Here is a 22,822-nt window from a genome sequence, read left to right as displayed (position 1 = left end):
CTTACAGGCAGGCCAGTCGGTTATTATCCGATGGAGCCTTCCATTTCGAACTTGATAAATGGACAACATCAGAATCCCTTATATATAGAAGAAAGCCGGTGTAAAATCAACGTTTTTAATTATTATATCATCATTTTAAATCAATGAAAACCAAGTGGAGTCGGCACGAAATCGGCACGAATCCGGCATGAAAAAGTATAACTAAAACAAAAGAGCACAGCGTGTATAAGTAGTGTTGGTCGCACTCTTATACCGTCCGCCTACTCACGATAGGCAAACACTTGCTGTACCCTTAGATGTATTTTATTACATCATGGGTTTCTTAGCAACGGTTTGCTTACATAGGGGCCGTTGCTTTTTGTTGTCTAAGGAGACTGCAAAATGAAGAAACGAATTGATGTAATCGCAAATGAAGAATCATATAACAATTTATCCTCTTTCACAGATATTGAAGAATTAAATAAAACGGTACGAGTTTACAGAGACCTCATTCGTGTGGACGTAAAGCGTTCCGATGTTCAAACACGACTTATTGCACTCCTGGAGCTATTAAAACGTCACAGTTGCAAGCAAATCGGTGTGAGCTATATGTGTAAGAATACCATTGCAGCTAAGCTTGAAATTTCTTATAAAACCGTTCAACGTTTAATGAAAAAACTTGAAGACCTTGGTATGATCCGCCAGGTACCTATGAAGAGAAAAAAGGATATGATGCAAACAGCTAATGCCATCATTATTCAACCTGTGAAAGATGAAATGACCGGCAAGACCCCTGTGAAAAAGTCCAAGAAGTGTCCGGCCATTAAGACAACTACTACTTTCTTAAAACAAAATATTAAAAACAATAAACGTAAAGCCGTTGCTCAATTCTCTCATTTGGATAATTCTCCAGAAAACACTTTAAAACAAGCGAATTTCGTAGCCCATTGGGTTCCAGGTGTATTTAGTAATCTAGTTGGTTCTTTCTACGAAAAAGCTGAAACTATACAGGAATTCTGGAAGGTTATTAAGCAGTGTAATAGAGTGGTTGATTATTCTACTAACAAACGTGCATTCACAAGGGAGCAAGAAATAGAGATAGGCACCAAAGCGTTCAAGGAATTTGTTATGAAGGTTAAGAGTGGAGTTAAGATGCATAAGGGACAGTTTGCTTATTTCAACGGGATTGTGAACAAGCTTATGAACGATTTATACTTTGATGCTGAGTTTATGAATTGATTATCTAACAACCCTTTTTAAGCCGCCTGAATTTACTTTTATAGGTGCAGGGATAGTTACCTGCTTTAAAGATTGGATAAATTGTGTGAAGGACTCTGCTTGGAATATTTTAAATGGGTATTCACCATCTATTGCATATCTTTGATCAGAAATGATAAGCACATGTGGACTGTCAGCTAATACGCCACTATTAAATAAATCCACATACCGAGCTAACTTATCATTCATTTGTTTTTCGCTGTAAATAGTTCTCTGAACTTCGATGAAAAAAGGTGTCTTTCTAAAGTAGCAATAAATATCCGGTTCAGCTCCCTCACCTTTCTTACCATACTTAGGTTCAACGAGAAACGAATACAGCTCACCAAGTTGCTTCATTTCTTTATAAACATTTAATATCGCTAGAAAGTGACCTATTTTCGCACTATTTTGCTTCATGTGGACGTCTGGCCCAAAGTAACAATAAGGTACGAATGCGGTGCTTCTCTGAATTTCTCCATCCCTTAATAATCGTAATAGAACGTTGTTGGCAGCATACCCGGGATTCTTCAAATTACTGAAATGTAATTCCGCAATCGAATCACGATCCATCACACGAAATTTATTAAGGTCCTTAATGATTGCTTTATCTCGGTTAGTTAACATCATTAAACACATCCTTTTCAGTAATTCGCTTGCTTAATTCCATTGGATTATCATTAGATTCATTTTTATCCACTATTTTCTTAAAGCTATGGTTTCTCCAGTATTCTGATTTGAAGTTTGCCAGGACTTTCTCTGTCTTATCTTCATCCAGATATGGCGCTTTAAGTTCGGTTAATTCATCTAAATTCAGCAGAAACTTTCCTGGCTCATCCTTACTGATTTTTTCACTACCTGGAGTTTCGCCAATCATGGCATTTCGAAGGTCAACAGTACGGAAACCCATCCTGACTGATAAAACGCCTCTCACATCTGTGCTTAGAATTTTATGTGAAGGCCTTTGCATTGAAAGGATTAAATAAATGCCATATGCACGACCAAGAGAAGCGATTTGAAGTAAGTCCGCCATAATATCATCGTCTTTTATCATGACGAATTCATCTATACAGAGAACAATGTAAGGCGGTTTTTTATCTTCAAGCAATTTGTTTATATGCCGGACTGCATGATCTTTTAATAATTGTCCTCGCTTTGTTAGTTCAGTTTTCAAATGTGATAAGGCAGGCCCTAACTCCCTGGGAAGATAACTAACACTTTTCACATGTTTGACGCCTTCGTATAAATTGAACTCCGACATTTTGAAATCTGCTAGATATAGCTGCAGTTCATTCGGACTGTACAATTGAAGCAAGGTACAAAGAATAGAATGTAGAATGGAACTTTTGCCACTACCCGGCTGACCAAAAATCAGTAAGTTAGGGTTATTCGTAGCATCATAAAGACGTAGTTTATTATGAATATCCTTACCAGCCACAATAGGGAAGGTTATATTATCTTGTTCGATTACCTGCAGTATCTCTTTAAAATCGTAGGAGACAGATTTAGGTAAGCTCTTAACATGAATCGTTAGGATAAACTTCTTTAAATCACCTTCAATTTCAATACTTTTGCCAAAATGCTGTTTAAATACATATTCCTTTTTCTTTATTTCTTTAGGATCCATTCCATTTAGCAATGTGAATGTATAACGTAGGGATTTATCAAATTTATCTAGGTAGATATCGTGTATTTGAGGATAAATAGTTCGCTCATTGCCGCCCTTGCTCACATAATGCTTGAATAGGCCAGCACTCCGGAATGCCTTTATAAGCTCACTTTTTGCCCTCGACTTGAATAGAAATTCCCTCAACATGTTGCCGCCTCCTTATAATGAAAATAAGAACCAAAGAATAAAGCTAAAACCACCTATAGGAAAAGCAAGTCGTGTAACTGTTTCAATTGTTGCAGCAAGGTTCTCGTGACCGTGATTTGCCGCGGTAACTTCAAGACAATGTGATAATAAGGCAATAGCACCTACTCCAAGGACAACAGCGTAGAGGCCTGCTATGTCCGGAGTAAAGAATCCACTCATTGTAATCGTCGGCATAAATCCGTATATACTGTTATTAAAGAGACTCTTCGACTGCTTAACGCGATTCCCCGCCAGGAACGTTTTAAAGTCGATGGTCTCTATTTTTTGTTTTCTGAACATTCTGCTCAACTCCCAAAAAAATATTTTATTTTTTTCAGAATTCATGTATAAAACTTTATTCAAATGGGCACCGGTCGTTTTCCCCTCATTTCATTCGGCCACTCTTCTTTAACAGATTTTGTTTTTGTTGCTGTACTTGCTTTATACCTTGTTTAAGTGCACTTACTCAAATATGTTGAATCTGTTACGGAATTGATTTTGAAATCATCCGAATTCATTACACTACTGTTTAGCTGCTGTTTATCAACTGTGTAGGTTTCATGTTAATAGCCTATGTGGATAGGAAATTTTATTGCCTGTCTTACGAAGTTTTTTTATAGTTTTTTCAGTAATAAAGTTTACATAAAGGAATTGGAGAATGAATATAGAATAATAACCATGGGTGATTAGATGAAATGTAATATTGAAAAGTTGATTAAGGATCGTGGGCTAAAAAAGGGGTTTGTTGCGGAAAAATTAGAAATTTCACCAAAACAATTGAGGAACTATGAAATTGGAGAAAGTTACATCCCAATGCCTAAAGCCTATAAATTAGCTAAATTATTAGGAGTGAAGGTCGATGATTTATATGAAGAAGATACGGAATAATCATTTGATGGAGGGACAGCAATGTTTAGATTTTTAGGATTACTTTTTAGTTTTGCCACAGTATTTTTTATCCTTGCAGCAATAATATCAGCCTTTAGAAAAACAGGGAAAGTTAAGAAAATGTTATTATCATCTGTCGGATCGTTCATTTTACTTGTTGTCGTTGCATTTATCGCGATATCCAATGAAGAAGCAGAATCTTTAGATGATACAGAACCTGAAGTTGAAACAACTTATACTGAACCAACTGTGGAGGAACCCGAGGCTAATGATGAGGATGTGGAAATAACTCGGGAAGAAGAAATTGAAGAAAAGGCTAAAGGGATTATAAATTATAATTTTACTAAGGTTGAAGAATTAGACGTTAATGAGAACTTAGGGCTTAATGACGGGAGTTATATAGTTTTACCACATCTGAAATGGGATGCAAAGAACAATGCAAAGAGGACTAAAACTCTACTTGAAATGTATAGTGATGATTTAGCAGCTAATCTTGCTAAAGAGGGCGACATTAGTGAATTAGTTGTGTTCTGGGAAGTACCTTATCATTTAGAAGGTAAAAACGTAGCAAAATTCACTTATACAAAAAATGGTGAGAATATGATCATTGGTGAACGTTGGTATGATTCTTCTTTAAGGTAGTAAGAATGAATATAAATATCAAGGTTTACTTACATTCAAAAGGAACGAAGTTTTTACAAAGTGGCAGCTTTCCTGTTATGAATTCAGACTTTAAAAAGGATCCAGACTGGACTGCAGCCATTGCGGCCTACGAATGGATTCAACAGATTAAAATCAAGTTTGCTGCCAGTGATGATTTTAGAATAGATGAAGTAATTTATAACGAGGATATTGATATTACGGAGTTAGTGAAGAAGGTTAAACCTAAATAATAAGGAAAAGAAGCCCCTACCAGCTTGGCAGGGACTATCTGCAATAAGTTGCTTTTAACCGTTAGGTTATTAATACTATGCCACGAATAGATGGCTTTTATTCACCAACACGACAAATAAAAAAAGCCCTCTCACTACAGAAGGGCTTTTCTGAATGGCGCACTATTAGGGATAGTACAATAATAATTATCTCCATTCCACTTTTAATTATTCATCCTATAATACAAAAAGCGCCCTACTCAGCGAGTAAGGGCTTTTCGATGTTTCGCAGTTAAAAACAAGGTCTAAACTTATGGTATCCATATTATTCTTTTGTATTCATCCTACACAACAAAAAAACCCTCTCCATATAGAGAAGGCTTTACAATGAGTAAAACTTGTGAGGGCCAGTCACATTAGTATTGTAACCATTATAACCCTTTATATTCCCGCTTTTTATTATGCAGCAAACAATTCCGTGAAGGTAGCTTTGCCTGCCTTCTTATCAGCTGAAATACCACGTGCTTTCTGGAACTTATATAAAGCCGATTCTGTACCTTTACCAAAGATAGAATCAATTGATCCAAGATTATAACCTTCCAAATAAAGTGCAGCCTGCAGGATCCAAGTAAGATTGCCTTTTGCGCCTTTTTCGACAGTAACTATTGCAGCCCTTGTTTTAGCTCCCCATTTACCATCCACTACAAGTTTTTTATTAAACTGCTTATTAAGTTCAGTTTGTAATGCTTTGATTAATGCAGTTTTAGTTTTAATACCATTAATTCCATCCACAATAAGGCCAGATTTATAACGGCTATTTAAGGTTTTTTGAATGGATTTAATCACTTCATCTCCATTGTTTGAAGATTCGTCTTCCTCTTTTACATCAGGTTGAATAATAACCTCTTTAGCATTTCCAAAATTGATTTTCTGACCGATTTTTAATTTATTTGGATTTATGCCTGGATTTGCTTTAATCAGATCCTCCACTTGGACGCCACCTGCTCCATCCTTATGTGCAATACTCCATAAAGTGTCTCCTTCTTGGATTGTATAAACATCAGGAGCCGGTTCCGGTTTGGATGGATTTTTTGAACCTTTCCAATCAAATGCACCCCTATAATTGTACTCACAACAAGCTTTCCAACTATAACCTGGCATTTCATTATGGGCTTTATCATACTTTCCTATCCCATCTTTAACGAGTGCAGCATGAAGTTCTGCAATACTTGCAAGAGTGGCATCGTCCATCTTGTCATAGCGATAATCACCAGCAACACAAATTCCAAGTGAGAATTGATTGCTGTTTCCAACGTGGTAGGTACGTTTGTTAATATCGTTTGCATATACAATCCTAGCCCTTTTACCATTCGGAGTATTAATTATATTTTTTGGCTCAATAACCAACGCATAGCCACATCCAGGCCATCCTAGTGTAAGCACATGGTACTTGGCAAAGCTTGCAGCATCTGAGCCAGCTAACCCCTTTTTAGTTAATGAATGATGCCATACACGATGAGTAATGGATTTGGTTCGCTTTGAGTAAGTGCCTTTTGATTCTAATTTCCCTCTCATATCGACTAATTGAGGAAGTTTAATAAAGTTCATTTCCATCGTCTCCTTTTAATTTAAAATAAAAAGCCACCCAGGGGGCAGCTTACTTTAATCCATTCTTTTTCAAGACTTCTTCTTGTTTTTGAGCTTTCTTAGTCACTAAATATTGATTCTTATATACTCCATACAAAGCAAATCCCAGGGGTATTGCAGCCGTTAAAAAGTTAATAAATGAATTGATCGTATTTTCATTGAACCATTCAATTTGAAAACCTAATGATTGAAAAAATAAAAGCAGTGCCCCAAGAGCACCGCCAATCATTGCTACATATTGTTTTGCCTTATCCATTTTATTTCCCCCTTATCCTTTCCAAACACCAAATACAATTGCTATAGTTCCACCAATAATTCCCGTGCTAACTGCAGTAATAATGGCACCAGTAATGGTCCGTTTTATCCAGGTCGTATTATCATCAATCTTATTTAGTTTTTCTGTCATATTAATGATTTGCTGATCATGTCTGTCTGTTGTTCTCTCTAGAGTTCCAACACGTTGTTCAAGATTTTTATAATCTGTTTTCAATTCAGCTAATTCTTTCTCGTAAACGTTCATGTCATGAGGCACCTCCGTATTGTTCAATGTTCATGACCCCCTTTAACATAAAATTCTCTCTATCTCTGTATGTCTAGGTTGATTTTATACATAATAAAAAGCCGCCCTTGTGGACGACTTGGATTGTATTGCTATTTAGTTTTCAGTACCGCACAGTTTGTTCCTGCCATTTCATACTTCTATACGTGTATATACACGTTAATTCCACGTTATTCTTTTAAACTTCATCTTACGATTACCTATTAATGAATATAATAACTTTGCACCAATAATAATGAAAATCACAGCAAGAATTTTAGGCATTGAGAAAGAAGATACTATAAAGGACAGGTATGCCCCTCTAGGTGCAAATAATAATGATCTAATCATCATTAATGTAAAGATAATTAATATATAATTGGAGTTTTTAAGCATATAAAAAAGAACATATATTAAGGCGCCATACACTATACTACCGACAAACACTCCTGTAAATGAAAAGTCTTTAAATAGTTCAGCCAGATACGAAGAACCGTATCCTACTCCTTTTAAATACAAATCAGGCATTATTACATACGACAATGCATGCGCATATAAGTAACCGTCTATAGCTCTTTCAACTGTTTGCCCAAAAAGTTCAGGCATTCCTGCTATAGGTCTTATTATTCTATTATCTACAAACTCGAATAATGGACCAAAAGTATACCATTTCCCTTCAGGTAAAGAGTTCCCATACAATTGGGTGTAACCTATTAGATTTACACTAATACCTTGCGTATAAAAGAATTCATATATAGAATCCAAAAAGCTTATTTTTTCAGTTGATTGCCAATTACTAGACCTTAACTTTCCTATAACGGTCATAAAGGTTAATAATACTGGTAATGCAACTATACCTAATATCCATTCAAACTTACCGAACCACTTTCTTTCTTTTTTAATTACTTGATTAGTTGGATCTTTCTTTTTAGTGGTTATACTTCTTACACAATAGTAAATGAACACAATTAATAAATTAAGCATAAAGATTGAACGTCTTCCTGCTAAAGCTGAAAGAAATCCCTCGACTATATACAACATCACCGGGAAAAAGCTTCTTTTTTTAGAAGGCATTGTTGCAAGATACGCAAAAAAAGCTACATCATACATTCTGCTTATGGTTTCTAAAACACCTGGAAGAGATGATCTGAAATTTGCGAAGCTTTCAAAATAACCTTCCGTGACAGCTGCTTGTTGCATTTGGTAAACATATATTAAACGGAAAACCATACTAAAAAAGAAAAACATTAAGCTGAATAGTCTAAGTGCGTTAACATACCCAGGGTTTAATTCTTTTTTTTGTTTTAAAAAACTCAAATCGATTTTTTGGATGAGTACATAGCCGATATAAATCGCTAATAGGCTAAGATATAGACAAATAATAACCACATTAACAATTTCTAAATCAGAAAACGCTAATCCGAAAACCCCCAATAAGTTACTCTTATATCCGAAAAATTCTGTAACAATCATTCTCCCTATCAAGAAAATAAAAAATGTTACATTAAAACAAAAAAATATAATTTTTTCAAAGAATTTGTTAAGTGAATAAATTATATTGTGAGAAAAAATAATCAATGTAGCTATTAATAAAACTTTAGGGTTCTGAAATCCTACCCCTATTAAAAAGAATAATAATGAACCTATTAACAACACACACCTAGTTAAAATAAACATTTTCTACCCCTCAAAAAAATAGTCTAGGATAGTATATCATTAACTATTGTCTGAAAACAGGGATTTTTTACTACGAAACTTCTAATTTATCTCAACATTGGTTCAAATATGATTATACTCTGAGAATAGAACCATTAGCTAAGGCGTATCTCCATTGAACTGTATTGTTATAAGGAATGATGGAAACAACTCCACTTGAATTAATTTGCAAGACTCCATTAACTCCTACATCACTTGCTCCATTTAAATTTACAGGAATCCTTTGTGTACTATTAGGCGCATCATTCCCGATATTACCTAACACTAACGAACCGGTTCTTAGAGTTTTAAATGGTAAAGAGAAATTCACAAATAGTTTATTTCCATCTATTGAGTATTTGTAATAAGGCACATAGTTTGTTTCCAAATCCGGTACTAAAGTAGGGTCTAAAGAAAAGTTTTTAGTAATGTCCGTTTGACTACCCTTGTTATAGAACTTCTTATCCCTCACATAACCTTCATACAAAGCGCACCAATTCACGTTACCACTTCTTTCAGCAGGAGTTCCACCTGGTGCGCCAATTGAAATGTTTAGTTTATCTGTCACTTCATCAAAAGGATATTGGAAACGAAGCTCAGTTACTCCTTGGTATGGAAGAATTTTACCCAAGTCAGAATAAATTGTCTGGTAAGTTCGTGTTTGGATAATAAAATAACCATTGTTAGTATTTATTTGACCATCAACAACCATAGTGTAGTATCTTCCTTTTTTTAAAGGCTCTGATAATTTATAGCTTCCGATTGTTGAAGTGGTGGTTGTGCTGGTCGGTACATCTCCATCAATCACCAAGTTATCCTGTCTGTATAAACTTTCTACATTCGCATAAGGAAACCGAGCTGCTAAAACACATTGGCTCATATATTCGTTAGATGCATCATAAAAAACGGTACTTATCCCATTATCTAATTGTAATGTTGCCCATTTGCTATCGTTTTTCCTATGAAGGAAAACCGCCACATGGTCAATTTTCATAAAAGCCTGTTCACGTTGTTCTGCTGTTAAGTCACCATTTCCAGTGAAGTTATTCCAACTAAAGAATAAAACGTCACCTGCTTGGACATTAGAAAAATCTGCTTTGGGAGTAAATGAATACCCTTTTTCAAATGCGTATTTACCCATTTGGTTTGCAAAACGGTATTTATATGGGTCAATATTATGGAAAAATAGATTAGATCCTTTGTTTTCAGTATTACCACTATACTTTGAATTTTCGAAAGGTATACCATGAATAATTAAATGAGCAAACGAGCTACAATCCATTTGGAATTTCCCACCCACTAGTTGTTGGGTTGCATCATAGGCGGTGTAAGTATTTCCGTAAACGAATTGAGCAATTTTATCTAAATAAGTTTTACCTATGTTAATCATTCTTTCGACAATACCGTTAGAGTTTTGTATAACGGATGGATTTTCAACTAATCTTTCGTTGATTTCCATGAAACTAATTGGTAGTTGTTCAATCTCACCTTCTGAATTCTCAACACTTATATTCAATTTTGACATATAGAAAGCATAGGATGACAGTAAATTGAAATACAGATAATTGTTTTCTTGTGTGATATTTGTAAGATCTAAAACTGTTTCAATCTTATTCCATTGATTAGCATTCCCTAAACTAATAGAGGGACCACTCCCATAAGCCATTCTTATATTTAATGTCTTACCTGAAATTAATGGATATGCCATAAAAGAAACTTTTAACTTCTCTGATTTCAGTATTTTTTCTGTTAGTATAAGCGCAAAATCTTTATTCGGGTCTTGTGATGCCTCATACCCTACGGCTTCAATCTTCAAGGATTTATATTCTTTATATTGTGGAGACGTTACCCCTGCGGTAAATTGATAGACCGCACTCCTTGATTCAATATAAGGCAATGTTTCAAAGTCTGAATTAAGGAATAAACTTTTTTTATCTAACATAATTTCTGATTGATTCGCTTTTTCCGCCAACTGTGTGGTAACTTTTCCGAAATCCGCATTCAATCTGGAGGGTAAATCAACGTGTGTGACCCCTTCTGTATCTTTCTTTGATGTATCCACTTGAACGGCAATATTGGCACCTGTTTCCTCATTCAATCGCTCGAGTTGCTCATTTGTATTGATAAGTACTTGCTCCACTTCTGCGGCTTGATCCGTTACAACCCCTTTTAATGATTCAAAATCCTTCACGTAATAATCAGCTAAAGGAACAATATCTCTATCCTTCAAGGTTTTTTCAATTGTGAACTGAAACTGGCAAACAGTCATGGATTGGCCATTAGAAAAATAAACATTCATTTCTCCTTTTACTACGCCAGGATGATTGATCTCTTCAACGAGGATATATTCCACTTGCCCATTCACAGGATCAATTATAGTTGCATCCTTTTCGAACGCACTTCCATCTGCCATTCTGAGAAAAATTTTCGCAGTAGCTGCGGAACCTAAAGGTAAGGGCAAATTATCTTTATTTATATTAAATACAAGTTTTGCTGTACCATTGTCTTGCGTTGTGAACCTAATGGATGTTTTAGTTGTGTTGGATGTGGCGGCAACATTGGCTCTAATGAAAGCACTTTTAAAAATTTCATTTACCATGGTATCCCTACCTTTCTTTAAACAAAATGAAAAGGACTGGATATCCAGCCCTTATCGAATGAAACATAATGCAATTCCATAGCCCTTATCCGGGTCGTATTTAGAGGTGATTTTCATGATTCTCCATCCTTGCCCGAAATCCTCAGATCGTGTAGCAATCCCCTCTTTAGATCTAATATAATTGCCGGCTTCAACAGTCCCATCAATACGTACATAAACTTGTCCTAAAAGACCGACAATATTCCATTCAGGACGTTCCTCCCTTGATAAATAGTCCCCGTCTATCCATTCAGGATTTTCTTTAGGCATCATTCTGACTTCTTCCGTTACCTCTCCGGTTTCATCATTGATGATTTTGACGGTTGTTTCCTCATAAATCAATCCGCCGAATTCATTAAGTATATATCGGTTTTTCCAGTGAAAGGTCATTTCCCCAAGAACCACACCAGCTGTTTCGGAAATGACACCTAGCATATGATCCCCTTCAACAGCAGCTTTGATTTTTTCATTTTCTAATGTGACAATAGTTCCTGTCTTGATTGGTTTACCATCAACCGATTCGAAGTACTCCGCATAATCGGAAAAGGAAGAGGACCCGGTTATACTGCCTGCCCCTTTGATATTACCGTTCATCGAATCGAGTTCCCATTTTGCATTAGCTGTTGTTGGAATTTCGCTGGCCCCATACCCACCACGAACAGAATAGTTATTGTCATTCACAACGCTGTTACTGGCTAAAATAATCTTCCCGTTTTCATCTTTTCCGGGTGTCCTTGAATTATTGGAACCTATAATAACATCACGGCCGCCTTCTGTCTTAGAGCCCCCAGATGATCCAATAATAACACTTGCTTCCCCTGCTGCCTCGGAATTAGAAGAAGCTATAACGGCTGTTTTATCTCCAGTTGCCTTGCAGTCTACCGTTGAAGATATAATTGCTGAAGTCTCTGTTGAAGGTTGACCACTAGATGAAGCTATCCTTGTTCCGCCCTTGAGATTATTCGGAACGAAATCTTTATAGATGTTACCAGCAATCATAGCTGCGTTAGCATAACCTTCTGCAAAAACACCCGTTATACTATCCTGGGAATTAACCGAAATGAGTCCCGTTTCTCCACTACCATCGTTTATCATGTTTACATTTGAAATATTCACATGATAAATGGCCCCGCCTATGCCTATTCCCTCTTTTGCTGAATTAAGAATTTGGATATTACTTATATTGATGTAATCTGTATTTTGATCCCCACCAAACAATCTAATATCGGTGCTTGCTTTCTTGAAACCTCGAATGTTTATATTATGAAGTCCGATATTTCTACTTTTATATTGAATCGCAATAACCGGATTGTTTTGATAGTCATAATTGGGGTCTCCAATCGCTGTGAATCCTGAAACCGCCACATTTTGATAAGCCGAAATAGCAAGTGCACGAGGTGTTAATCCTTCGTATAAACCATTGAAAATTGGTTCAATTGCTGTACAGTTGGTTACATTGATATCGAAAGCCGTTGTGGAAACTGGATCTGTTGCAGCATGATGACCTATATGGCGGAAATCATAAGACCGAACATCTCTATAAGAGACATGACCAATGATGTGAACATCCTGGGATGCTGGCCAGTCGGCATGTGCCTTTACTTCCACCCCTCGGATATTTCCACTCGTAAAGTTATTGGTCAGCCATACATGTTTGGAACCGTCATCCACTTCAACCCCATTTGAATTACTGATCCCATCTTCATGAGCATTACCACTAGGAGAAACACAAAAGTTATTACTAATAAACACATACTCACTATAATGAGTGGTGATTCCATCATCGCCATAACCATAAGCTACACAGCCATCAATCCAAATATATCGACAACCATCTTTCGTGTAATCTGTATCGGACGCATGGTTATAGACAGGTGATGTAATATCAAATCCATGTAATCCAGCATTTATCGCTTCAACATCTTTTATCCACCCATACGACACTTTAGCTAAAGTTAAACAACTAGACTTTTGTCCACCTGCTGCTCCCACTCCGCCTTGCCTGTCTGAATTCCAATCCAATGACATGCCTTGGATGAATATATTCCTGTTTCCGTTTAGATAATCATTATTGGTGATGACCCATTCGCCTGCAGGTGTGTCTTCGTGTAATTTTAGGATCGTTAACCCTTTTCCGTCACCAATTAAATAGGTCCAGGAAGGTAGCTTTAACCCTCGGATAATGTAGGTACCTGCGGGAACAAGCAATCTTACTCGACCGTTTCCTAATGCCCTCTTAAAGGCTTCTGAATCATCCGTGACACCGTCACCGACAGCACCAAAGTCTTTAACATTTACCACTCGGTCAATCCGATTCTTTAATTTATTGTATTCCTTATCTAACCTGTCTTTTAATACTGGATGGATCACACCTTCTGTATCAAGACGGCCATCCACAACTTCGGCTAGTTCAGCCGTGTTCAAGATTAAATTATTGATACGCCTGTTAGTATTAATTACCCGGTCGTACACCGAATCTCCATCAAAGAATATGTCACGGGCATCATGTGCCTTTTTAGTGAGAATATGATTTCTAATCTCCCCTAATAATTGATTCAGGGCGTATTCTGTATATCTTGCGTTTTGATCCAATTCAGAAAGAAATTTTGCATTTTTAGTAGGATCATAATTTTTTATTAAATTAAAAGACATTTCTCACACTCCTTACTGTAGATAGGCGGAAACGGTAATTTGCGCACCTGTTGGTATATTGGTTTCAGGAGATACTATTACCCTATCTTTCATTAGATTAATCTTGATAGCGTTGTCCGCTGTCTCGTAATCGGTCAACGCATCAAAACCATTTCCTTTAAGTAATAAATCTTCGTTGATGACGATGGATATGGTGTTAACGGAAACCCCACCGGTCAATACAAAAAGAGCATCTCCTTGAACAGAGACACTCGCTGATGATAGGTTGCTTGTTTTAATGGTCCATTTCGTCCCGTCAAATCGTAAGATCAACATGATTTGTTGGGGTAAGCTGTTTCTAATCCCACTCGATGTATTTCGGATGTATTTCGATTGCCTTTTGATTTGTATTTTGTCATCCACCTGCATATCATAGATGTCTTTCCGGAATGTAGAAAAGTTCAATTCTGGTTTGCTGTACTGATCAAGTGGATTGTACTTCATATCAATGATTCTAAGCTCATCCTGATAGGTGCCACCGCCAGCTTTATCAGCAATCATACTTATGGTATCTCCCTTAAAGAAAACCTCTTCAAAGCCTTCAAGTCTCGGGTCATAAAAAATAGCCAGGTCTACATTTGCAGTTACTTCCGGATAGGGATTGACCAAGTTTTCTAAAGCGATTTTTATACTACTTTCTTTAGTGAACCTGTCATCTCTAATATCATCAGCATACCGAGGAAATCCATCCAATAGATAATTCTTCTCTTCAGGATGGACATACAAAACAGGATCAAATAGATACTTTCCTTTATCATCTTGCTTTCCATATCCCCATGCCCTTGTGGTACTGTTTCGTGTGGATGAAGAAATTTGCAATCCAGCTACGTTATACCGAGTGTCTAATAAATAATTCACTTTCTTACCCATTTGTTTATAGACATAAATTTTTGTATTGTCTACATCCAATTCAATCTTATAATCTTCAATGGTTTCATCCATCAACGTTTGGGAATTTTGTTCCCCAAAATTCTCCTGTTCTACTGCTTCTATGGTTTTTGCAGAGGCATCCAATACATAACTAAACCCACTTCCTTTTAAAGCTATATCTAAAGCCTCCGTGAGTTTCAACGTTCCCGTTTTGGACGTGTTTACCATATTGTTAACCAGCCTTGCTACATACGTATGTGAAGCAGTTATGGTTTTCGTAAACGCTATATTATCTGTATCTATATCTAAAATGAAATATCTCTGAGCCTTAAATCTCTTTTCATCGATGACGATGATGTTGTCATTGACCAACATGTCATATTCCACTTGATTTTCCTCGGTTCGACTAATCGTAAATGACAATTCCTTTTTTCCATTCAACCCATCACTTATGGAAGGGACTACGTCCACAATTTCAACTCGTTCCCCTGTAGTTTTGTTTTCTACAAATATTTGATTTAAAAATACATCCTTAACCACTTCATATGTTGTATCGCCTGTCACTTCCAAATTAGGAGTATCCAATATTGGTGGTTCAGGTGTAGGAGTAGAAGTTTCTAGGTTATCAAAAAAAGAATCGATCGCTCGATTCACATCCACATTTCCGGTTATTCCATTAACTTTTCCTTCTTGTGTGTATTGCCAAACGGTCCAGCCGGTAATATCTGGGTCTGATGCTGTTGTATATCTTGCTATCCACAACGGATAACCACTGGCATCGATTTTATTTTGGTAAAAGGAAAGATAAGTGTAAATCATTACTTTTCTGCCTTGAGATATTAGATAATCAAGAAAAGTTCTCGCAGCTGCTGTCAAAGCTGATTTTCCAATATTACCTTCGTCTGTCTCAATATCCAGCACCAAAGGAAGATCCATTTCAAAATCTTTGACGGTATTTAAAAAGAATTTTGCTTCAGCTAATGCCTCTGAATTGGACTTGAATTTGGCGAAGTGATAGGCACCCACTTTTAACCCGTTTTTCTTGGCATTGGTTATATTCATTTTAAATGTAGAATCAATACGAGTGGTTCCTTGTGTAGCCTTAATAATAGCAAATTTCACACCATCAGCCGCGACCAGACCCCAATTAATGGACCCTTGCCAATGCGATACATCAATCCCTTTAATCACTCCATCACCTACTTATAATAAAACCTTGTGTTAAATTTGATGCTTTTCTGACTAGCTCCGGATACTTCCATGAGATTGTAGCCAGGGAGAAGTGAAGGAAAACGCCCGGTAGTCTTAGCAATTTTCCCATTCACAGTGACGTATTGACGAAAAATAACTACCTGCGCCTTAGTTAATGTCTCATTGATCATTAAATACTCCCCGGTATTTCTGTTGCTGATCTTTACGTCTTTACCTGTAAGGGTCAACTCCACTTCAAAGTCATGTTCCGTAGTGTATAAACGAATATCTCCCCCGTTATAAACCCTGAATTGATAAGGGAGTTGGGCATTACTATCCTCGAAAAGATAGACAAGATCTTCGTTAGGTATATTCATTCCAATACCGAATCGCTCTTTGCTTAAATTATAAGCAGAATCTGTATTATATTTGGATTCCGCCACACCTGGGAGACATGTGAATTCAACTTGAAATTCCTTATGTCTGTATTGCGCTTCTTTCTCAATGGAAAAATTCCCATCACATGTGACTAACCATCTTTTATATGGCTCAAATGTATTAGAAATATAGTAAGAATGATCTCTTACTAACAATCTATATACTTCACTTCTCCACAAATAAAATTGTTGAGGGATTACTGATTTAATCAGCAATTTTACGGGTATTGGCCTTTCTTTGTAGACTACCTTTTTTTGATTGGTTTGAATCAATCCACTTTTACCTGGAATGGACTGTACATCCCTTTCGATAATGGGAGCTGGTGGGCTAAATGATAGGAGATTTACTTTTGGTAATAACTCACTTAATTTCTGTTCACCATTTCCGAAATCTATTAATAAATCATACTCTCCCATCACCTAACCCCCATGTTAAAAGATTTACTCTTTAATACATTCGTACTGCGATTATCAAGCACCCGGCCAACCTGGTCTTTGCCAAGATAAATGTCTCCCGTTTTTTCCGAAATAATCCTCAATAAATTAGCTATCTCTTTAGAAAGAATCTCATTTTGCCTTAATGTCGCGTTTAAAAGTTGGCTCATGACTGAATCGTTACTGCTACCTCCACGTACATTAGGCAATTGATTAGGGCGCTTATTTCCTCCCTCAATAGACTTTCCTGCTAAAGCAAGTAGTTTCATCGCATCTGTTCTCCTGCTTGGGTCAGTCGGAATAACCCATTCTGGCCATCCTCCTTCAGCCAAATTATAGAGACCCTCATTCTTGACGAATCCGCCTGTTTCAAATTTCCTTCCACCTCTTGGACTCCATCCTCGTTTACCGTAAGGTAAGTCTCTGCGCCATGTTTTGTTGTTGAAAAAAGCTAACAGTTGATCGTAACCAGAATAAATATTATTATGGCCTTTCACCGCATAAGACCGGAACGTTTGCGGGATGTACTGAAGCAATCCACGTGCTGGATTTCCTGATAAGGTATTAATATCGACTACGGCCGAACTTTGTGTAATCCTTTGATTTCCACCTGATTCTCTTTGAATTTGTGCGATGATACCATTTATTTCAGAGCTGTTTATGCTTTCTTTCATAGCCATAGCAGCTTTTAAAATTTGACCCCTCCAAGCTGAAGCGCCGCCTGAAATGTTTGGAGCATTACCTCCACCTTCACCGCCACCACCTAATGAAAACTTATCCATTAATCCTTTAATCCAGCCAGTACCCATATTTATCATTGATTTAATTGGACTGCCAGTTAAATTGTTCATCCAGCTAGGAATCATGGAGTCTTTCAAGTTAAATTTCTCAAATCCTTTTTTAAGAAAATGTTTAGGTCCTTTAAGCATCCAATCAAAATAGTCGCCTGTTCCTTTTTCATAACCAGGCATACCATAACGCTTTAAAACTTTTTCTGTATGGTGATTTGGTAAAACACTGGTTCCAGGAGCTAAATTTCGAAGCTCAGCACCTTTACTTCCAGATAAATACGTTCCTTTGCCTGGTTCATGTATTAATTCTCGCCCCTTTTCAGATACAATAGCAGGACCACCGGGATGACTACCATTTGGTGTTCCTTTTGCCATCATAGGTACTGGTTTTTTGGCTACACTTTTATTTGGTTTTTTTAATGACGGTTTGTCTTTTGTTTTACTTTGTCCAAATACATCCTTAAACCAATCGACAGCTTTTTTAACGCCACCAACCATCTTATCCCAGCCAGTTAGAACCTCACCTGTTTCCCAATTTACATCATCGATATGCTCTTTAGCTTGTTTTTTAGAAGCTTTGACCACACCTTTATGCATTTCGTTGGCTTTTTTTACAGATTCATTTTTTTGGCGTCGTGCTTCACGTATTAATGTATCAGCTTCTTCAGCACTGATACTTCCCGTTTCATCCCGTTCACGAATGATAGCTGCTTTAGCTTTTTCATACTTTTCATTTGCTTCTTTAATGGTTCCGTCTTTAGCTTTCTTACTGTCAGCAACCGTTTTTGCAGCCTGTCTAGCTGTAATTGAACTAGCATTAAGTCTTAATTCCTCCATGATGGCTTGTTGTTCTACTTGACCTTCTGACAAAGTTTTAACTGCCATGTCCCTCATTTGTTGATTTATTGCGGCAATTTCAGCTTTTTCAAATTGAGAAGTTTCCCGTTTTTGTGCAACGGCTCGATCAGTAATTTCTTTAACTCTGTCTTCGTACTGCTGAATTTTAGCAAGTTTCTCTTGATTAGCTGTTTCCATTTTTCCAAGCAATTCTTTTTGGTAATTGTCGGTTAGAACACTGCCTGAAAATACGCTTTCAATATTTTTCTTACTATCTTCAAAGTCCTTTTTCAAACTATCTTTAATAGTTCCACCCATTTTACTGAATGTAGCTACCAAATTATCAGCCATATCTTGAGAAACTGCTTTTCCTGAAGAAGACATGAGGTTTAATTGCACAGTAGCATCGTCATTCAACTTTTTGTAGCCTAAAACAGCTTTAGTTGTTGAATCAGAAACCTTATTGCCAAAATCATTCAATGCAGGGATTTGCTCTTCTTTAAGGTGTTTATAAAGCTTTACACCACCAGTAATTAGTTGAGGGATGGCAAATGAGGCTAATAGTCCAATTGGTCCTCCCAATGCACCTACGCCAAGACGTGCTGCACCTAATCCTTTTGTAAGAGTACCTATCCCACCGACAGAAGCAAGGGCAGTCTTACCAAATCCTAGAACGGCTTTCCCGCCTTTTAATATCTCCGGCAAGAACATAGTCGCAATTCCTGCTACAGCTCCCCACTTACCTCCAAACATGGTCATAGCTCCGCCTGCGGCTACAGCGCCACCTCGTAGAGCTCCCATACCTTTCGTGGATTTTGCCATTGAAGCATTCGCCGTATTCATTTTTGTAGAAGCAACTAATGCGGAATTACCAAACTTAGAAACAGAGGTGCTGGCCAGTGCTGTTTGAATGCGGTATTTACCGAACAGGCCAATACCTTTTCCGAGACCTGCAGATAATACACTTATTCCTGTTGCCGCACTACCTAATAAAGATAGAAGCACACCAACTGCAGTTCCTAGACCTAAAACAACAACTGATAACGCTCCACCTATGGCAATAGTATGCTTCATAGATGGTGATAAATTGTTGAACCATTCCACACTAGATTGAATATGTTCAGCGAGACCTCGTAATGATGGAAGAAGTTCTGTCCCGACACTTATTCCCGCGGTTTCCAGCGCCCCTTTTAATTCTTCTATGGTGCCTTTTAGGTTATCAAGCTTTTGTTTAGCAACATCTGATGCCTTAATCTTATTTAAGGCTGTCGTCATACCGTCTATGCCTTTAGCGCCTTCTTTGTAGAGAATGTTACCTGCTCGGATAGCATCCGAACCAAACATGGTATTTAAAGCATTTTGTCGCTGCTCGTCATTCAATCCTGACATCGATTTCTTTAATAAACCCGCAATTTCAGACATGGATCTAATTTCGCCCTGTTCATTATAGAAGGCGCTAGAATTCAAACCGGATGCTTCTGTAACTCTGTCATAGGCCTTTTTTAAGTCAGCTTTTGATGCAACTGCTCCGGCTTCTTGTTTGGCTAATAATTTCAAGCCATTTTGGATACCTTCCACACTTCTCTCAGTAGGAGTGATCCCTTTATCAACTAAGTACTTATAACCAGCTGATACGTTATAAGCTGATAATCCTAATTCGTCGAACTGCTCCCGTGCCGCCTTTGTATGCGGGGAAAGGTTTAGCAACATGGTTTTCAGAGACGTACCTGCGTCGCTACCCTTTAATCCGTTTTGAGCAAATACACCAAGGGTTGCGCTTGTTTCTTCAAAGTTAAGCCCCACACCACTTGCAACTGCTGAAACTGCTGACAAAGCGAAATTCATTTCACCTACTGCTGTAGCTGAAGCGTTTGCCGTACCTGCAAGGATATCAGCCGCCCGTGTTACTGAAATATTATCATCTTTAAATGCATTCAAAGCTGTGGAGGCTATTTCAGCAGCCTCTTGCAACTCAAGCGTACCTGCTGTGGCTAAATTTAATGCTCCTTCTAATCCACCGCCTAATATATCTTTCACAGATACACCGGCTTTGACTAGTTCTTCGATTCCCTGGGCAGCTTCGGTAGCTGAATACTTTGTTTTCTCACCCATCGTTATGGCTAGATTTTCAAGCTCTTTACCAAACGATTCAGCTTCTTCTGGGGACATAACAGACTTCATAGATGAAATTTGAGACTCAAAGTCCATAGCCTTTTTTGTTGCGAAGGCTAAACCGCCTCCGACAGCTGCTGTTGCCACACCAAATGAGCTAGTCATCCCTTGTCCAACTTCGCTCATTTCGTGACCGGTTTCATTCAATTTACCTGAAAAGACAGTTAATCGTTTGCTCATCCTGCCCCAACCGGATTCCGCAAGTCGTTGCTCTTTTTGGAGATTTTTTAATTCAATTCGTACTCTCCCTACATAACGTTCTAAGTTGTTTAGAGAAGCCACTTCATTGTTATAGCTTGTGGCAGCTTCATCTGCCTCTTTAGAACCTTCACCATGCTCTTTAACCATTTTTTCATAGCTTTTTCGAGCTTTATCAGTGACAGCCTTTTGAGTTTCTAATTTAGCATTTAGTCCTTGTAATCGAGTTTCAAATTTACCTAATGATTTATCACTACGATCGAACGCGGACATATTTGCCTTCATCGCGCTATTAACTAATTTCAATTTTTCCTTCAAATCAGTTAATCCACTATCGAGTTTTAACGTATCTAATCCGAGTCCTATCGATAATCCTTCAATTTTCTCCATCAATCACCCTCCCTTCACATGCCAAAAAAGCCCCTATCCTCCGAATGCGGCAATTAGGGACTTTTCATGTCTTGGCTTATTTTCTTCGCTGAGGATTTCAATTAGAAAGTGAAAAGGCATGTTTAAAACTTCATTGATGTCCTTCCCGTTTTTCACATAATTAAGGATGAGTTTATCCATATATTCCTTTTGTTTAGCAGGAGAAAAGTCCTCATCCGTTAACCGATCTTCTCCATATACTTTTTTGTTTCATCACTTTGGTACCCTCTAGACACAAAGATAACTTGTTCTTGAAGGGTCTCAAGAGCGTCAGGTGCATGCAGGCCATTGATTAAGTCTTGGGTCGTAAATTGCTTGTTGTAAATTTTATTGGCTACAATATCTATCATCTTATCGAAAAATTCTTTATCAGTTAGATTATCCTTATTCATCTCATCTTCTATATCAACAGCCTCGTATACTACTGAAAATGGAATGAAAACGGGAGTGAGGTATGTTTCAGTAACGACATCTTCCCCATTCACTTCTTTCACCAATTTGATCATGTTACGTTTCAAGTTAGCCATTTCAACACTTCTCCTTTTCTAATAAAAAAAGAGCAGGCATTAGCCCACTCTTAGATTTCTTTAATGACCGGTTTTCCCATCTTATTTTCAGAAGACAGTAATTCCTCTAAGCGCTCTTCCTCAACCTTTTTATTACCTGGTTTCGGAAATGCATCCCCTTTACGATAAATCTTATCTTTATCCTGGAGGTCTTTAAAATCCTCAACTGCTTGATATCTCTTTTTCCCACTCATCTATTACACCCCCGCTGGTGCGCCAGAACCAGGGTAAGCTTTACCGAAGATGGCTTGGAAGATTGCATCACGGCTAGTAGTTTCGCCTTTTTTATCCATACCGAAAAGTACAGATTTAGCATCTTCAAATCCTTCCACTTCCCGGTCCATGAATTCGGCTGTGATTTCTTCATTTTGAAACTCTACGCTATCTTCTTTCGTTTTACTAGAAATGTTAGGCCGCATAAAAATCCCTTTCGGTAGGCCTACCCATTCCGTTGATCCATCTTGATATGTTTTGGCAAATACACAGGCGACATATGGAGGGAAATCATTCGGGCCGTATGAATACAGACCATCCACAGTTGATTCCAATCCGAACAATATTTTCTTATCCTCAACTGGTACCTTGTGAAAGGCTGATGTAACACTGATATTTCCGTTTGATACAGCAATTTCAGCTGTTGTATTATCACCGTAAGCCCTAACTGCCTCCTGTGGCATTTCAATCGTTATTTCTTGAAGAAACTTCACTCGCTCAGGATCCATTGAAGTTACCCCAACACCTGTTTCGTCCAATGTTCCATAATGAAATTCGTCTACCCCTGTAGTTGCTCGGTAATTCTTTTCTACTGCCATTCCTATTCACTCCTTTTATGATATAAA

The 22,822-nt window shown here is 37.5% G+C and carries 20 protein-coding genes; 4 read left to right on the top strand and 16 right to left on the bottom strand.

What is annotated here, in order from left to right; all coding sequences use genetic code 11:
- Positions 1-381 precede the first annotated feature (381 nt).
- A complete protein-coding gene (locus tag J7I96_RS07785; protein WP_214922580.1) occupies positions 382-1,218 on the top strand; it encodes a winged helix-turn-helix domain-containing protein in 837 nt (278 codons plus the stop codon).
- Here the strand turns inward: J7I96_RS07785 and J7I96_RS07780 are convergent, their stop codons facing one another.
- From J7I96_RS07780 to J7I96_RS07770, 3 genes are read right to left on the bottom strand one after another with little or no spacing between them, the layout of a single operon-like run.
- Entirely contained in the window at positions 1,219-1,863 is a 645-nt protein-coding gene (locus tag J7I96_RS07780) for a hypothetical protein (protein ID WP_214922582.1), read from the bottom strand.
- A complete protein-coding gene (locus tag J7I96_RS07775) occupies positions 1,850-3,049 on the bottom strand; it encodes an FtsK/SpoIIIE domain-containing protein (RefSeq protein WP_214922584.1) in 1,200 nt (399 codons plus the stop codon). Before J7I96_RS07775 ends, J7I96_RS07780 begins: the two co-directional genes overlap by 14 nt.
- A 12-nt stretch (positions 3,050-3,061) precedes the next feature.
- On the bottom strand, positions 3,062-3,388 hold the full coding sequence (locus J7I96_RS07770; protein WP_214922585.1) for a hypothetical protein: 327 nt from the start codon (positions 3,386-3,388) through the stop codon (positions 3,062-3,064).
- 390 nt (positions 3,389-3,778) lie between these two features.
- On the opposite strand from J7I96_RS07770, the gene J7I96_RS07765 reads away from it, so the two are divergent.
- Genes J7I96_RS07765 through J7I96_RS07755 form a run of 3 tightly spaced genes read left to right on the top strand, consistent with a single transcriptional unit; the run spans position 3,779 to position 4,869 of the window.
- Positions 3,779-3,976, top strand: coding sequence for a helix-turn-helix transcriptional regulator (locus tag J7I96_RS07765; protein WP_214922587.1), 198 nt, complete (start codon positions 3,779-3,781; stop codon positions 3,974-3,976).
- A gap of 21 nt (positions 3,977-3,997) precedes the next feature.
- A complete protein-coding gene (locus tag J7I96_RS07760; RefSeq protein ID WP_214922590.1) occupies positions 3,998-4,618 on the top strand; it encodes a hypothetical protein in 621 nt (206 codons plus the stop codon).
- A gap of 5 nt (positions 4,619-4,623) precedes the next feature.
- Positions 4,624-4,869 (top strand): hypothetical protein, encoded by a 246-nt coding sequence (locus tag J7I96_RS07755; protein WP_214922592.1) that lies wholly within the window; start codon positions 4,624-4,626, stop codon positions 4,867-4,869.
- A gap of 438 nt (positions 4,870-5,307) precedes the next feature.
- On the opposite strand, the gene J7I96_RS07750 is transcribed toward J7I96_RS07755, so the two are convergent.
- The 13 genes from J7I96_RS07750 to J7I96_RS07695 form a co-directional block, all read right to left on the bottom strand.
- Positions 5,308-6,456, bottom strand: coding sequence for a peptidoglycan-binding protein (locus tag J7I96_RS07750; protein WP_214922594.1), 1,149 nt, complete (start codon positions 6,454-6,456; stop codon positions 5,308-5,310).
- Between the two features lie 49 nt (positions 6,457-6,505).
- Complete coding sequence (locus tag J7I96_RS07745) at positions 6,506-6,751, bottom strand: phage holin (RefSeq protein ID WP_214773284.1); 246 nt, start codon at positions 6,749-6,751, stop codon at positions 6,506-6,508.
- Between the two features lie 12 nt (positions 6,752-6,763).
- Entirely contained in the window at positions 6,764-7,015 is a 252-nt protein-coding gene (locus J7I96_RS07740) for a hemolysin XhlA family protein (RefSeq protein ID WP_214773316.1), read from the bottom strand.
- 198 nt (positions 7,016-7,213) lie between these two features.
- Positions 7,214-8,710, bottom strand: a complete 1,497-nt coding sequence (locus J7I96_RS07735) for an O-antigen polysaccharide polymerase Wzy family protein (RefSeq protein WP_214922596.1) — start codon at positions 8,708-8,710, stop codon at positions 7,214-7,216.
- A 112-nt stretch (positions 8,711-8,822) separates the two neighbouring features.
- The gene (locus J7I96_RS07730) at positions 8,823-11,327 is read right to left on the bottom strand and encodes a phage baseplate upper protein (RefSeq protein WP_214922598.1); all 2,505 of its coding nucleotides are present in this window, start codon (positions 11,325-11,327) and stop codon (positions 8,823-8,825) included.
- Positions 11,328-11,378: 51 nt separating this feature from the next.
- Positions 11,379-14,018: a peptidase G2 autoproteolytic cleavage domain-containing protein gene (locus J7I96_RS07725; protein WP_214922600.1), complete on the bottom strand. Its 2,640-nt coding sequence runs from the start codon at positions 14,016-14,018 to the stop codon at positions 11,379-11,381.
- A gap of 12 nt (positions 14,019-14,030) precedes the next feature.
- A complete protein-coding gene (locus J7I96_RS07720) occupies positions 14,031-16,118 on the bottom strand; it encodes a phage tail spike protein (protein WP_214922602.1) in 2,088 nt (695 codons plus the stop codon).
- An 8-nt stretch (positions 16,119-16,126) separates the two neighbouring features.
- Positions 16,127-16,972 carry a phage tail domain-containing protein gene (locus tag J7I96_RS07715; protein ID WP_214922604.1) on the bottom strand — a complete coding sequence of 282 codons (846 nt, stop codon included), beginning with the start codon at positions 16,970-16,972 and terminating at the stop codon, positions 16,127-16,129.
- Positions 16,972-21,378, bottom strand: coding sequence for a phage tail tape measure protein (locus tag J7I96_RS07710; RefSeq protein ID WP_214922606.1), 4,407 nt, complete (start codon positions 21,376-21,378; stop codon positions 16,972-16,974). The genes J7I96_RS07715 and J7I96_RS07710 overlap by 1 nt, the downstream gene beginning before the upstream one ends.
- Before the next feature lie 33 nt (positions 21,379-21,411).
- Complete coding sequence (gene gpGT, locus J7I96_RS28770; protein WP_214773299.1) at positions 21,412-21,558, bottom strand: phage tail assembly chaperone GT; 147 nt, start codon at positions 21,556-21,558, stop codon at positions 21,412-21,414.
- A gap of 38 nt (positions 21,559-21,596) precedes the next feature.
- On the bottom strand, positions 21,597-21,944 hold the full coding sequence (gpG, locus tag J7I96_RS07705) for a phage tail assembly chaperone G (RefSeq protein ID WP_214773301.1): 348 nt from the start codon (positions 21,942-21,944) through the stop codon (positions 21,597-21,599).
- Between the two features lie 50 nt (positions 21,945-21,994).
- Positions 21,995-22,177: a hypothetical protein gene (locus J7I96_RS07700; protein ID WP_214773303.1), complete on the bottom strand. Its 183-nt coding sequence runs from the start codon at positions 22,175-22,177 to the stop codon at positions 21,995-21,997.
- A 3-nt stretch (positions 22,178-22,180) separates the two neighbouring features.
- Entirely contained in the window at positions 22,181-22,795 is a 615-nt protein-coding gene (locus J7I96_RS07695; protein WP_214773304.1) for a major tail protein, read from the bottom strand.
- Positions 22,796-22,822 lie beyond the last annotated feature (27 nt).

Origin of the sequence: Bacillus sp. ISL-78, assembly GCF_018613455.1 — a bacterium.
In the GTDB taxonomy this organism is placed as follows: domain Bacteria; phylum Bacillota; class Bacilli; order Bacillales; family DSM-1321; genus Peribacillus; species Peribacillus frigoritolerans.
Note: the sequence above shows the minus strand (reverse complement) of the source record. Positions and strands in the feature narration are given on the sequence as shown.

Bases quoted from the DNA above. Each gene is read 5' to 3' on its own strand.
- J7I96_RS07785 (WP_214922580.1), top strand. From the start codon at position 382: ATGAAGAAACGAATTGATGTAATCGCAAATGAAGAATCATATAACAAT.
- J7I96_RS07780 (WP_214922582.1), bottom strand. From the start codon at position 1,863: ATGATGTTAACTAACCGAGATAAAGCAATCATTAAGGACCTTAATAAA.
- J7I96_RS07775 (WP_214922584.1), bottom strand. From the start codon at position 3,049: ATGTTGAGGGAATTTCTATTCAAGTCGAGGGCAAAAAGTGAGCTTATA.
- J7I96_RS07770 (WP_214922585.1), bottom strand. From the start codon at position 3,388: ATGTTCAGAAAACAAAAAATAGAGACCATCGACTTTAAAACGTTCCTG.
- J7I96_RS07765 (WP_214922587.1), top strand. From the start codon at position 3,779: ATGAAATGTAATATTGAAAAGTTGATTAAGGATCGTGGGCTAAAAAAG.
- J7I96_RS07760 (WP_214922590.1), top strand. From the start codon at position 3,998: ATGTTTAGATTTTTAGGATTACTTTTTAGTTTTGCCACAGTATTTTTT.
- J7I96_RS07755 (WP_214922592.1), top strand. From the start codon at position 4,624: ATGAATATAAATATCAAGGTTTACTTACATTCAAAAGGAACGAAGTTT.
- J7I96_RS07750 (WP_214922594.1), bottom strand. From the start codon at position 6,456: ATGAACTTTATTAAACTTCCTCAATTAGTCGATATGAGAGGGAAATTA.
- J7I96_RS07745 (WP_214773284.1), bottom strand. From the start codon at position 6,751: ATGGATAAGGCAAAACAATATGTAGCAATGATTGGCGGTGCTCTTGGG.
- J7I96_RS07740 (WP_214773316.1), bottom strand. From the start codon at position 7,015: ATGAACGTTTACGAGAAAGAATTAGCTGAATTGAAAACAGATTATAAA.
- J7I96_RS07735 (WP_214922596.1), bottom strand. From the start codon at position 8,710: ATGTTTATTTTAACTAGGTGTGTGTTGTTAATAGGTTCATTATTATTC.
- J7I96_RS07730 (WP_214922598.1), bottom strand. From the start codon at position 11,327: ATGGTAAATGAAATTTTTAAAAGTGCTTTCATTAGAGCCAATGTTGCC.
- J7I96_RS07725 (WP_214922600.1), bottom strand. From the start codon at position 14,018: ATGTCTTTTAATTTAATAAAAAATTATGATCCTACTAAAAATGCAAAA.
- J7I96_RS07715 (WP_214922604.1), bottom strand. From the start codon at position 16,972: ATGGGAGAGTATGATTTATTAATAGATTTCGGAAATGGTGAACAGAAA.
- J7I96_RS07710 (WP_214922606.1), bottom strand. From the start codon at position 21,378: ATGGAGAAAATTGAAGGATTATCGATAGGACTCGGATTAGATACGTTA.
- gpGT (WP_214773299.1), bottom strand. From the start codon at position 21,558: ATGGATAAACTCATCCTTAATTATGTGAAAAACGGGAAGGACATCAAT.
- gpG (WP_214773301.1), bottom strand. From the start codon at position 21,944: ATGGCTAACTTGAAACGTAACATGATCAAATTGGTGAAAGAAGTGAAT.
- J7I96_RS07700 (WP_214773303.1), bottom strand. From the start codon at position 22,177: ATGAGTGGGAAAAAGAGATATCAAGCAGTTGAGGATTTTAAAGACCTC.
- J7I96_RS07695 (WP_214773304.1), bottom strand. From the start codon at position 22,795: ATGGCAGTAGAAAAGAATTACCGAGCAACTACAGGGGTAGACGAATTT.